The following is an 11,347-nucleotide window of genomic DNA, read 5'->3' as shown; positions in this document are numbered from 1 at the left end:
GGCCGCACAGCGGCCCCATTCACCTTCTCCAGGCCTTTCGCAGTTTCATCAGTGCCTCGGCAATCTCTCCCTCCGGCACCGCCGCAAACCCCAGCACCAGCCCCGCTCGCTTATCCACAGGCACCTCGCTGTCCGTCAACCAGAAATTACTCAGCGGCGTAACCTCCACTCCCACCGCTTCCGCCTTGGCCACCAGTTCCTGTTCCCGCGCAAAGTTATCCACATCAACCTTCACATGCAGCCCGGCCGCCACTGCCGGCATGGCGCCCAAACCGGGAATATCCTCAGGCCAGCCTGCCTTGAGTACATTGCGCCGGCTTAGCGCCGCCTTGCGCATGCGCCGGATGTGCCGCTGAAAGTGCCCGCGGGCCATGAACTCGGCCATCACACATTGGCTGCTGACCTCTGAATGCCGCACCGCCAGCGCCTTGCCCTGGCTGAACGCTTGCGCCAACTGCGGCGGGAGTACCAGGTAGCCCAGGCGCAGCGCCGGGAAGGCAATCTTGCCGAAGGTGCCGACGTACAGCACGCGCCCGTGCCGGTCGAGGGCCGCCAACGGGGCCAAGGGCGCGCCGCTGTATCGGTACTCACCGTCGTAGTCGTCCTCGATGATCCAGCCATCGTTTCGGTCAGCCCAGGCCAGCAATTCCAGGCGGCGCGCCAAGCTCATGGTCACCCCGGTCGGGTACTGGTGGGCAGGCGTCACATAGGCCATCCGACAATCCCTCAGTTGCCCAAGCCGGCTGCAATCCATCCCCTCCCCATCCACCGGTACGCCGCACAACTGGCCACCCGCCAGTGCAAAGGCGTGACCGGCCGCCCGATAGCCCGGGTTTTCCACAGCTACGCCGTCGCCCGGCTCTAATAGCAACTGTGCACAAAGACTGATGGCCTGCTGCGCGCCACTGGTGATCACAATTTGTTCAGCCATGCAATTCAGCCCGCGCGAGCGACGCAAGTAGGCAGCGATCAGTTCGCGCAGCATCGGCTCGCCCGCCGGGTTGCCATAACCGAGTTGAGCGGGGGTCGGGTTACGCCAGAAACCCGCCTGCAGCTTGGCCCAGACGTCAAACGGGAACTGATCACAATTTGTTCAGCCATGCAATTCAGCCCGCGCGAGCGACGCAAGTAGGCAGCGATCAGTTCGCGCAGCATCGGCTCGCCCGCCGGGTTGCCATAACCGAGTTGAGCGGGGGTCGGGTTACGCCAGAAACCCGCCTGCAGCTTGGCCCAGACGTCAAACGGGAACAGGTCGAATGCTGGAATGCCAACGCGAAAAGCACGCGGCTGACCGCTCCTTGGTGGCGACAAGTGATGGGTTTTCAGACGCCGCAAAGCTTCGCTTGAACGTCGGTGGCTGGATAAATCCTCAGTATATTCTTCTGAAATTGTGGATAACCCTGTTGATAACCCATGGGATAACCCTGTGGATACTTGTGTGGATAGTTTTGGTAGCCGGCTTACATAGGTGCCATCGCCGACACGGCTTTCGATGTAACCCTCGGCGTACAACTGGTCGTAAGCCCGCACCACGCTGTTGCGTGACAACACCAGCATGGTGGCCAACTCGCGGGTGGCCGGCAGCCGGGTGCCGCTGCTCAAGCGCCCGTCCAGCACCCGCGCGCGCAGCGCCTGGTACAGCTGCTGGCTGAGCCCGCGGCGGCGGTCCAGGGCGATCCCGGAAGGGTCGAAAGGCAAAACGAGGGGGCTATCATTCATGGCATTGGACCTATGAAAACAGGCATTAATGGCTCTTACCCAGAACCAATAGCCTGCCTAGGATGGCTCCACTGCACAAGGAAACCGAGCATGTACACCAGCAAACCCCATCAGGAACACGAACTCGGCCGCCTGCACCAGCACATGCTCGACACCCGCCTGGCCGTGCTGGTCAGCCAAGGTGACCAAGGCCTGTTGGCCACACACCTGCCGGTACTGGTGGATATCACCGAGGGCGAGTTCGGCACCGTCTATGCCCACCTGGCACGGGCCAACCGCCAATGGCAGGACCTGGCACAAGGTAGCGAAGCCCTGCTGGTCTTCCCCGGTGCCGACGCCTATGTCAGCCCCAGCTACTACCCGAGCAAAGCCGATAACCCCAAAGTGGTGCCGACCTGGAACTACCTGGCCGTCCACGCGTATGGCCCGGCCGAAGTCATCCATGAAGCCGAGCCCCTGCTCGCCATCGTGAGCCGCCTGACCGATCGCCACGAACACGGTCGCAGCGAACCGTGGAAAGTCACCGACGCCCCTGCCGACTACATCGAGGGCATGCTGCGCGCCATCGTCGGTATCCGCCTGCCCATCGCCCGCCTGCAAGGTGCGCGCAAGCTCAGCCAGAACCGCTCCGCGCAAGATATCGCCGGCGTGCGTGACGGGCTGGCCGCCAGCCCCGATCAACTGGACAACCAACTCGCAGCGCACATGCGCCAACCCTGAAGGAATAGCCCCATGCCCAGCGTTACCCTGCGCCCTGTCGGCGCCCAAGACCATGCCGCCTGGCTCGCCCTGTGGCAGGCCTACCTGCACTTCTATGAAACCGAGTTGGCCGATGAAGTCAGCCTCAGCACCTGGCAGCGCCTGCTCGACCCGAGCGAGCCAACCCATGCGGCATTGGCCTGGGTCGATGGCAAGGCGGTGGGGATGGTCAACTTCATCTACCATCGTTCCAACTGGAGCATCGAAAACTCTTGTTACCTGCAGGACCTGTACGTGGACAGCTCGCAGCGCGGCCTGGGCATTGGTCGCCAGCTGATCGAGCACGTCTACACCACAGCCAAGGCCGACAACTGCATCAAGGTGCACTGGCTGACCCACGAAACCAATGCCACCGCCATCAGCCTGTATCAGCAGGTTGCCGAGCGGTCGGGCTTCATCCAATTCCGCAAAGGCTTGTAGGCCGAACATGACAGACGCATTGAACTGGAAACCCGCCGCAACGCCCCAGGCCGAGCCAATTGAAGGCCGCTTCATCCGCCTGGAAAAGCTCGACCCGGCGCGCCATGGCGACGACCTCTGGCAAGTGCTGCAAGGCCCAACGTCCGACCCAGTGCTGTGGGACTACCTGCCCTATGGCCCGTTCACCGAGCGGGCCGAATTCGACCGTTGGCTGCAGGGCAACGCCGCAGGGCGCGACCCGCTGTTCTACACCGTAATCGACCGCGCCAGCGGCCAGGCCCAGGGTATTCTCAGCCTGATGTCGATCGTGCCCGACCACGGGCGCATTGAAATCGGCCACATCGCCTTCGGCGCCGCCATGCAGCGCACCCCCAAGGGCACCGAGGCGGTGTACCTGCTCGGCAAGCTGGGCTTCGAACTGGGCAACCGTCGGCTGGAGTGGAAGTGCAACAACGCCAATGCCCGCTCCAAGCGCGCAGCGGAGCGGTTTGGCTTCGTCTACGAAGGCGTATTCCGCAAGCACCTGGTGGTGAAGGACCATAACCGCGATACGGCGTGGTATTCGATTACCGATGATGAATGGCCAGCGGTGGCTGCCGGCTTCGAGCGGTGGTTGGGCCAGGAAAACCAGCGGCCCGAGGGGCAGGTGAATACACTTGAGGCATGCCGCAACGGCTGATAGCTGTATGGGTCTCACTGGCCTCTTCGCGGGACAAGCCCGCTCCCACAGGTACTGCACTGCCCTCAAGTGCAGTGGTAAACCTGTGGGAGCGGGCTTGTCCCGCGAAGAGGCCGGCAAATACAGCACAAAAAAGGGGAGCATCCGCTCCCCAGAGGTTAACCGCTTGTAGATGAGGGCTTATCTCAGCCCTCGATCTCGATCAGGATCTCACCCGGCGTCACGCGATCGCCCTTGGCCACGTGGATGGCCACGACCTTCCCAGCAATGGCCGCCTGCACTTCGGTTTCCATCTTCATGGCTTCGGTGATCAGCACGGCCTGGCCAGCCTTGACCACGTCCCCTTCCTTGACCAGTACATCAACGATGTTGCCCGGCATAGTGGTGGTGACGTGACCTGGATCGGTGGCTTGCTTGCGCTTGCTACCGCCGCCACCGACGAACTCGTTGAGTGGCTCGAACACCACTTCTTCCGGCATGCCGTCGATAGACAGGTAGAAGTGGCGCTTGCCTTCGGCCTTAACACCCACCCCGGTGATGTCGACGCGGTAGGTTTCGCCGTGCACGTCGATGACGAACTCGGTCGGTACCCCTTCACCGCCTGGAGCAGAAACGGCGCCAGCTTCTGGAATTGGCAACAGGGCTTCCGGAGTAAGGGTGCCGGCTTCGCGTTCTTCGAGGAACTTGCGGCCGATATCCGGGAACATGGCGAAGGTCAGCACGTCTTCTTCACAGCGGGCCAAGGCGCCGATGTCGTTACGCAGCTTGGTCATCTCTGGCTTCAGCAGGTCGGCCGGGCGCACATCGATCACTTCCTCGCTGCCGATAGCCTGGCGGCGCAGCTGCTCGTTGACCACACCCGGGGCCTTGCCGTAACCGCCTTGCAGGTACAGCTTCACCTCGTTGGTGATGGTCTTGTAGCGCTCGCCAGCCAGCACGTTGAAGAACGCCTGGGTGCCGACGATCTGCGAGGTCGGCGTCACCAGCGGCGGGAAGCCGAGGTCTTCACGCACACGCGGGATTTCGGCCAGCACTTCGTTCATGCGGTTGAGCGCGCCCTGTTCCTTGAGCTGGTTGGCCAGGTTGGAAATCATGCCACCGGGCACCTGGTTGACCTGCACGCGGGTGTCCACGGCGGTGAATTCGCTTTCGAACTGGTGGTACTTCTTGCGCACGGCGTAGAAGTACAAGCCGATTTCCTGCAGCAGCTCCAGGTCCAGGCCGGTGTCGAATTCGCTGCCCTTGAGCGCAGCAACCATCGACTCGGTACCCGGGTGGCTGGTGCCCCAGGCGAAGCTGGAGATGGCGGTGTCGATATGATCGGCGCCGTTTTCCACAGCCTTGAGCTGGCACATGGCGGCCAGGCCGGCGGTATCGTGGGAGTGGATGAACACCGGCAGCGACTGCTCAGCCTTCAGCGCCTTGACCAGTTCACCCGTGGCGAACGGGGTCAGCAGGCCGGCCATGTCCTTGATCGCCACCGAGTCGCAACCCATGGCTTCCATCTGCTTGGCCTGGTTCACGAAGGCCTCGATGGTGTGCACCGGGCTGGTGGTATAGGCGATGGTGCCCTGGGCATGCTTGCCGGCAGCCTTGACCGCTTCGATGGCCACGCGCAGGTTACGCACGTCGTTCATGGCGTCGAAGATGCGGAACACATCAATGCCATTGACCGCTGCCTTGGCGACGAAGGCTTTGACCACGTCGTCGCTGTAGTGGCGGTAACCCAGCAGGTTCTGGCCGCGCAGCAGCATTTGCAGGCGGGTGTTGGGCAGGGCTGCGCGCAACTTGCGCAGGCGCTCCCACGGGTCTTCCTTGAGGAAGCGCACGCACGCGTCGAAGGTGGCGCCACCCCAGACTTCCAGCGACCAGTAGCCGACTTTGTCGAGCTTGTCGCAGATCGGCAGCATGTCTTCGGTACGCATGCGGGTGGCCAGCAGGGACTGGTGGGCGTCGCGCAGGATCGTGTCGGTTACGTGAATTTTCTTGGACATTATAGGTTTCCTCACAGGCCTGCGTGGGCGGCGATGGCGGCGGCGATGGCCAAGGCCAGCTCTTCGGGTTTGCGCTTGATCGAGTAGTTGGTCAGTTCAGGGTGGCTTTCGACGAAGCTGGTATTGAACTGCCCGCTACGGAATTCCGGGTTGCGCAGAATTTCCTGGTAATAGGCGGCAGTGGTCTTCACCCCTTGCACACGCATGTCGTCCAAGGCTCGCAGGCCGCGGTCCATGGCCTCTTCCCAGGTCAACGCCCACACCACCAGTTTCAGGCACATGGAGTCGTAGAACGGCGGAATGGTGTAGCCGGTGTAGATCGCTGTATCGGTACGCACGCCCGGGCCACCGGGGGCGTAATAACGAGTGATCTTGCCGAAGCTGGGCAGGAAGTTGTTCTTCGGGTCTTCGGCGTTGATGCGGAACTGCAGCGCGTAACCGCGGTGCTGGATGTCTTCTTGCTTGACCGACAGCGGCAAGCCCGAGGCGATGCGAATCTGCTCACGGACAATGTCGATACCGGTGATTTCCTCGGTGATGGTGTGTTCCACCTGCACCCGGGTGTTCATTTCCATGAAGTACACCTCGCCATCGGCGAGCAGGAACTCCACGGTACCGGCGTTCTCGTAGTTCACCGCCTTGGCCGCACGCACCGCCAGGTCGCCGATGTAGGCGCGCTGCTCGGGCGTGAGCTGTGGGCTTGGGGCAATTTCGATGAGCTTCTGGTTACGGCGCTGGATAGAGCAGTCACGCTCGAACAGGTGCACCACGTTGCCGAAGCTGTCACCGAGGATCTGTGCCTCGATGTGCTTGGGGTTGACGATGCACTTTTCCAGGAACACTTCGGCCGAACCAAAGGCTTTGGTGGCTTCGGAAATCACTCGCGGGAAGTTCTGCTCCAGCTCTTCGCGGCTGTTGCAACGGCGAATACCGCGGCCGCCACCACCGGAGGTGGCCTTGAGCATCACCGGGTAACCGATGCGCTCACCTTCGCTCAGGGCTTCATGAATATCGGCAACGTTGCCTTCGGTGCCCGGGGTTACCGGCACACCAGCGGCGATCATGGTGCGGCGCGCTTCGGTCTTGTCGCCCATGCGGCGAATGACGTCGGCGGCCGGGCCGATGAACTTGATCCCGCGTTCAGCGCAGATCTCTGCCAGTTCAGCGTTTTCCGATAGGAAACCATAGCCCGGGTGCAGGGCATCACAGCCGGTTTCCACAGCCAGGTTCACCAGCTTGCGCGGGTTCAGGTACCCGGCCAGCGGCTCGGCGCCAATGCTGTGTGCTTCGTCGGCGCGCTTGACGTGCAAGGCATGCCGGTCGGCGTCGGAATAGATCGCTACCGAGCGTATGCCCATCTCGGCGCAGGCACGCACGATCCGAACTGCGATTTCACCTCGGTTGGCGATCAGGATTTTTTTTATCACTGGAGTCTTCCCAAAGCCGTAGGAACAGTCGAGCCGGTTCTACCGGTCGGCGCGTGACCAGGCGTTGCTGGCCAGTCGCGTATTCACCCTAGCGCTGTAGGTCGATAAACAAAAATCAATATTTGTTAGATGCAGTATTAGCAAAAGCTTATAGTGCGGTAACAAGGTATTGCCGAAGGGCGGGTTATAAATGCGTAAGTCCTTGATGCGTATGACTTTGCGTCAATTGCAGATCTTCAATGAGGTGTGTGATTTGCGCTCGTACAGCCGTGCAGCGGAAGAAATGTCCCTGACGCAACCCGCCGTTAGTCTACAGATTCGTCAGCTCGAAGAGCTGATTGGGCAGCCGTTGTTCGAGTACGTGGGCAAGAAGCTGTACCTGACCGAAGCGGCCGAGGCGCTGCAACGTGCCAGCCGCGATATATTCGGCCGCCTCGAGAGCCTGGACATGCAGCTGTCGGACATGCAGGGCTCACTGCAAGGGCAGCTGAGACTGGCGATCGAGTCCAGCGCCAAGTACTTCGTGCCACACCTGTTCGCCGCCTTCAAGCAACGTCACCCGGAGGTCAATCTGACCCTGACGGTGGTCAATCGCGCCCAAGCCATCCGCCGCCTTTCGGACAACCGCGACGACCTGATCATCATGTCGATGGTGCCGCAGGACATGGGCCTGGAATTTCTGCCGTTCCTCAACAACCCGATCATCGCAGTGGCGCCGCCTGAGCATCCGCTGTGCAAGCTGGAGCAATTGCGCCTGCAAGACCTGGAGCCTCATACCTTGCTGGTACGCGAGCAGGGTTCAGGCACACGCAAGGCCTGCGAGGAGTACTTCAAGGACAAGCGCGTGCATTTCACCCAGACCCTGGAAGTGGCCTCGGCCGATGCCCAGTGCGAGTGTGTGATCGCCGGCCTGGGGATTGCCCTGCTGACTCGCCATGCGGTCAATCTGGAACTGGCCACAGGCGCACTGAAAGAGTTACCGGTAGAAGAGCTGCCGCTGTACCGCAGTTGGTGCGTGGTGCAGGCCAAGGCCAAGCGGCAGTCGCCGGTGGCCTTGGCGTTTCTGGCGTTCATCCGCAGCGAACGTGCGCTGATCAGTGCGCTTGTTGAGCGTTTTTCGGGGAAGTTGCCACTGAAGACTGCCACACTGTAAGTGCTTGCAACTCGGGGTAGTCCACCAGCTCGCGCAGCAGTTGACGTTGGTCGCAATAGGTCTCGATCGCGCGGCGGTATTCCATGCGGCGCTGATCCTTTTCCTGCTGCTTGCGAGCCTTGGCGTTGGGTTGGTAGATACCGTCGTGGTCACGTGCCATTGCCTGTCTCCCAGATAGGATGCGGGACTTTCAGACTGGCCTTGAAGGTTTACGGTTTGGCTGTGGGATGGTGACAGAATCGTGAATTTTTACTGCCTGTAGCGGCCTCTTCGCGGGCAAGCCGGCGAAGAGGCCGCTACAGGTTGGATTCAGTCGTCTGTAGCCTTGATCGACTTGGGCGACAAACGCAGGCTGCGCAAGCTGCGCTTTACGCTCTTCAGGTGGTTGACCAGGCTCGGGCCGCGCGCCATGGCCACGCCCATGGCCAGCACATCGATCACCACCAGGTGGGCGATACGCGAGGTCAGCGGGGTGTAGATTTCGGTGTCCTCATGCACGTCGATTGCCAGGTTCACGGTCGACAGCTCGGCCAACGGCGTCTGGCTTGGGCACAAGGTAATAAGGTTGGCACCGCTCTCACGCACCAGATTGGCGGTAATCAGCAGGTCCTTGGAACGGCCCGACTGGGAAATGCACACCGCCACATCCCCAGGTCTCAAGGTAACCGCGGACATCGCCTGCATGTGCGGGTCGGAATACGCGGCCGCACTGAGCAGCAGGCGGAAGAACTTGTGCTGGGCATCCGCCGCTACCGCGCCGGATGCGCCAAAGCCATAGAACTCCACGCGTTGCGCCTGGGCCATGGCGCTCACGGCCTGTTGCAGCGCATGCGGGTCGAGGTGCTCGCGCACTTCCATCAGCGTGTGCAGGGTGGTGTCGAAAATCTTCAGGCTGTAGTCGGCAACCGAGTCATCTTCATGGATCGCGAACTGGCCAAAACTGGCCCCGGCGGCCAGGCTCTGCGCCAGCTTCAATTTCAGGTCCTGGAACCCCGAGCAACCGATTGCCCGGCAGAAACGCACGATGGTCGGTTCACTGATACCCACGCTGTGCGCCAGGTCGGCCATGGAGCTGTGCATGACCGCAGCCGGGTCGAGCAGCACGTGGTCGGCCACTTTGAGTTCCGATTTGCGCAGCAAGTGGCGCGATTGGGCAATGTGTTGCAACAGATTCACGGGCTGGACTCGGTTATGATCGGCTGGCCGGGTTGTAGCTTTCTTGTAGTTATACTACATGGACGCCAACCCGCCCAGTTAAACGAACGTGGAGAGTGGCGGTTTGACTATTCCTTGCGACATTCTGGTGTTCGGTGGCACCGGCGATCTGGCGCTGCACAAGTTGCTTCCCGCGCTCTACCACCTGTTCCGCGAGGCCCGCCTGAACAATGCTGTGCGCATCATCGCGCTGGCGCGGCGCAACCTGCCACGTAACGACTACCTCAAGCTCGCCGAACGCCACTGCCGGGCACAAATTGCCCGCAGTGACTTCGACGAAGAGGTCTGGCAGCGGTTTTCCGCCCGGTTGGACTATTTCGCCATGGATGCTTCGCAAAGTGCCGACTTCGGCCGCCTGGCACGCTACCTGGGCGAGCCCGGCGGGCTGACGCGCATCTTCTACCTGGCCACCGCTCCCAACCTGTTCGTGCCAATTGCCAACCACCTGCGCAACGCCGGCCTGGCCGACCCCGAAGCGCGTATCGTGCTGGAAAAACCGATTGGCCACTCGCTGGCCTCGGCCACCGCCATCAACCAAGCGATTGGCGCAGTGTTCGACGAAAACCAGGTCTTTCGCATCGACCACTACCTGGGCAAGGAAACCGTGCAGAACCTGATGGCCCTGCGCTTCGCCAATGCCCTGCTGGAGCCGGTGTGGCGCAACAATCAGGTCGACCACGTCCAGATCAGCGTTTGCGAGACCCTCGGGGTAGAGAACCGCGGCGCCTATTACGACCGTGCCGGGGCAACCCGCGACATGCTGCAGAACCACCTGCTGCAGCTGTTGTGCCTGGTGGCCATGGAGCCGCCTGCGCAGTTCGAGGCTGAAGCGGTGCGCGACGAAAAAGTGAAGATACTGCGGGCCCTCAAACCGATCACCGGCCAGGACGTGCAGGACAAGACCGTGCGCGGTCAGTACGGTGCCGGACACATCGGCGGCCAGGAGGTGCCTGCCTATTACTTCGAAAAGGACGTCGACAACGACAGCGATACAGAAACCTTCGTGGCCATCGAAGCGCACATCGACAACTGGCGCTGGGCAGGTGTGCCCTTCTACCTGCGCACGGGCAAACGCATGGCACGGCGTTCGTCGCAGATCGTCATTCAGTTCAAGCCTGTACCCCACGAGCTGTTCAGCGGTGGTCAGGTCAACCAACTGTTGATCCAGTTGCAACCAGATGAGCGCATCAGCCTGCGCATGATGACCAAGAGCCCAGGCAAAGGTATGCGGCTGGAGCCGGTGGACCTGAACCTCAACCTGGCGCAGGTGTTCGGCCAGACCCGCCGCTGGGACGCTTACGAACGCCTGCTGCTGGATATCCTGGAGGGCGATTCCACGCTGTTCATGCGGCGTGACGAAGTGGAAGCAGCCTGGGCCTGGATCGACCCGATCCTCAAGGGCTGGGAAGAACACTTCCAGGCGCCGCGCCACTATCCGGCTGGCAACAACGGTCCGGAGCAGGCCAACAGCCTGCTGGCCCACCGCGGAAGAGCCTGGCATAGCTGAAGCCGTTCCCGATTTCAGTCTGGCCTGCGCGATATGAAAGTGGTGCGTGCCCCGCGAGGCACCCCATCTTTCATCAGAGGCTCAAATCATGACAATCGACATCGACAACTTCGTAGCAATCAACGACAAGCGCCCCGGCAAGGAGGCGTTTCGCGTGTTCGGCACCGTAACGGTCGCCAATCCAGGAATCGAACCGGTACTGAGCACCCCATCCCCCCGCCACCGCGGCGGTTGGGAAGTGCTTCGTCTTGATCTGATTGAGCCTGACTCCCCCTCCATGGCTGTGATGACGACCAAGCCGGTTGCCTACGAGCAAGCGGGCATCAGCCCCTGGACCGACCTGGAAATCCAGGGCTGCGAGGGCAGGCTGAAAATCGTGACCATCGACTGAGACCCCCTGAGTAGCGCCTTAAGCACCAGGCCGGCAGAACGAGGACGTGATCAGGTTCGGCCGGCCCACTGCTGCAACCGGGC

General features: G+C 61.6%; 11 protein-coding genes and 1 pseudogene. 6 read left to right on the top strand and 6 right to left on the bottom strand.

What is annotated here, in order from left to right:
- Positions 1–19: 19 nt before the first annotated feature.
- Together J3A71_RS00290 and J3A71_RS00285 are read right to left on the bottom strand one after the other, a co-directional pair.
- Positions 20–1,078, bottom strand: a pseudogene (locus tag J3A71_RS00290) (PLP-dependent aminotransferase family protein); the annotation flags it as partial.
- A complete protein-coding gene (locus J3A71_RS00285) occupies positions 970–1,719 on the bottom strand; it encodes a GntR family transcriptional regulator (protein ID WP_209953606.1) in 750 nt (249 codons plus the stop codon). The gene J3A71_RS00285 and the pseudogene J3A71_RS00290, both read right to left, overlap by 109 nt.
- Positions 1,720–1,809: 90 nt before the next feature.
- On the opposite strand from J3A71_RS00285, the gene J3A71_RS00280 reads away from it, so the two are divergent.
- From J3A71_RS00280 to J3A71_RS00270, 3 genes are read left to right on the top strand one after another with little or no spacing between them, the layout of a single operon-like run.
- The gene (locus J3A71_RS00280; protein ID WP_060519721.1) at positions 1,810–2,439 is read left to right on the top strand and encodes an FMN-binding negative transcriptional regulator; all 630 of its coding nucleotides are present in this window, start codon (positions 1,810–1,812) and stop codon (positions 2,437–2,439) included.
- A 12-nt stretch (positions 2,440–2,451) separates the two neighbouring features.
- Positions 2,452–2,898, top strand: coding sequence for a GNAT family N-acetyltransferase (locus J3A71_RS00275; RefSeq protein ID WP_016489864.1), 447 nt, complete (start codon positions 2,452–2,454; stop codon positions 2,896–2,898).
- A 7-nt stretch (positions 2,899–2,905) separates the two neighbouring features.
- On the top strand, positions 2,906–3,577 hold the full coding sequence (locus J3A71_RS00270) for a GNAT family protein (protein ID WP_016489865.1): 672 nt from the start codon (positions 2,906–2,908) through the stop codon (positions 3,575–3,577).
- Between the two features lie 185 nt (positions 3,578–3,762).
- Here the strand turns inward: J3A71_RS00270 and oadA are convergent, their stop codons facing one another.
- Both oadA and J3A71_RS00260 read right to left on the bottom strand, forming a co-directional pair.
- Positions 3,763–5,571, bottom strand: coding sequence for a sodium-extruding oxaloacetate decarboxylase subunit alpha (oadA, locus tag J3A71_RS00265; RefSeq protein ID WP_016489866.1), 1,809 nt, complete (start codon positions 5,569–5,571; stop codon positions 3,763–3,765).
- An 11-nt stretch (positions 5,572–5,582) separates the two neighbouring features.
- A complete protein-coding gene (locus J3A71_RS00260) occupies positions 5,583–6,998 on the bottom strand; it encodes an acetyl-CoA carboxylase biotin carboxylase subunit (protein WP_016489867.1) in 1,416 nt (471 codons plus the stop codon).
- A 190-nt stretch (positions 6,999–7,188) separates the two neighbouring features.
- On the opposite strand from J3A71_RS00260, the gene J3A71_RS00255 reads away from it, so the two are divergent.
- Complete coding sequence (locus J3A71_RS00255; RefSeq protein ID WP_281068306.1) at positions 7,189–8,151, top strand: LysR family transcriptional regulator; 963 nt, start codon at positions 7,189–7,191, stop codon at positions 8,149–8,151.
- Here the strand turns inward: J3A71_RS00255 and J3A71_RS00250 are convergent.
- Both J3A71_RS00250 and hexR read right to left on the bottom strand, forming a co-directional pair.
- Entirely contained in the window at positions 8,093–8,311 is a 219-nt protein-coding gene (locus J3A71_RS00250) for a hypothetical protein (RefSeq protein ID WP_080641095.1), read from the bottom strand. The two genes, J3A71_RS00255 and J3A71_RS00250, sit on opposite strands and share 59 nt — an antisense overlap.
- A gap of 149 nt (positions 8,312–8,460) precedes the next feature.
- A complete protein-coding gene (gene hexR, locus J3A71_RS00245) occupies positions 8,461–9,327 on the bottom strand; it encodes a transcriptional regulator HexR (RefSeq protein ID WP_016489869.1) in 867 nt (288 codons plus the stop codon).
- Positions 9,328–9,430: 103 nt separating this feature from the next.
- On the opposite strand from hexR, the gene zwf reads away from it, so the two are divergent.
- Together zwf and J3A71_RS00235 are read left to right on the top strand one after the other, a co-directional pair.
- On the top strand, positions 9,431–10,873 hold the full coding sequence (gene zwf / locus J3A71_RS00240; protein ID WP_016489870.1) for a glucose-6-phosphate dehydrogenase: 1,443 nt from the start codon (positions 9,431–9,433) through the stop codon (positions 10,871–10,873).
- A gap of 88 nt (positions 10,874–10,961) precedes the next feature.
- Positions 10,962–11,264, top strand: a complete 303-nt coding sequence (locus tag J3A71_RS00235) for a hypothetical protein (protein ID WP_016489871.1) — start codon at positions 10,962–10,964, stop codon at positions 11,262–11,264.
- Positions 11,265–11,347: the final 83 nt, after the last annotated feature.

It is taken from the genome of Pseudomonas sp. PvP089 (genome assembly GCF_017875165.1).
GTDB classification, from domain to species: domain Bacteria; phylum Pseudomonadota; class Gammaproteobacteria; order Pseudomonadales; family Pseudomonadaceae; genus Aquipseudomonas; species Aquipseudomonas fortuita.
The sequence above is the reverse complement of the archived record's forward strand: the minus strand, read 5'-3'. Positions and strand labels throughout refer to the sequence as shown.

Coding starts and splice junctions, on each gene's coding strand:
- J3A71_RS00285 (WP_209953606.1), bottom strand. CDS start 1,719: ATGAATGATAGCCCCCTCGTTTTGCCTTTCGACCCTTCCGGGATCGCC.
- J3A71_RS00280 (WP_060519721.1), top strand. CDS start 1,810: ATGTACACCAGCAAACCCCATCAGGAACACGAACTCGGCCGCCTGCAC.
- J3A71_RS00275 (WP_016489864.1), top strand. CDS start 2,452: ATGCCCAGCGTTACCCTGCGCCCTGTCGGCGCCCAAGACCATGCCGCC.
- J3A71_RS00270 (WP_016489865.1), top strand. CDS start 2,906: ATGACAGACGCATTGAACTGGAAACCCGCCGCAACGCCCCAGGCCGAG.
- oadA (WP_016489866.1), bottom strand. CDS start 5,571: ATGTCCAAGAAAATTCACGTAACCGACACGATCCTGCGCGACGCCCAC.
- J3A71_RS00255 (WP_281068306.1), top strand. CDS start 7,189: ATGCGTAAGTCCTTGATGCGTATGACTTTGCGTCAATTGCAGATCTTC.
- J3A71_RS00250 (WP_080641095.1), bottom strand. CDS start 8,311: ATGGCACGTGACCACGACGGTATCTACCAACCCAACGCCAAGGCTCGC.
- J3A71_RS00235 (WP_016489871.1), top strand. CDS start 10,962: ATGACAATCGACATCGACAACTTCGTAGCAATCAACGACAAGCGCCCC.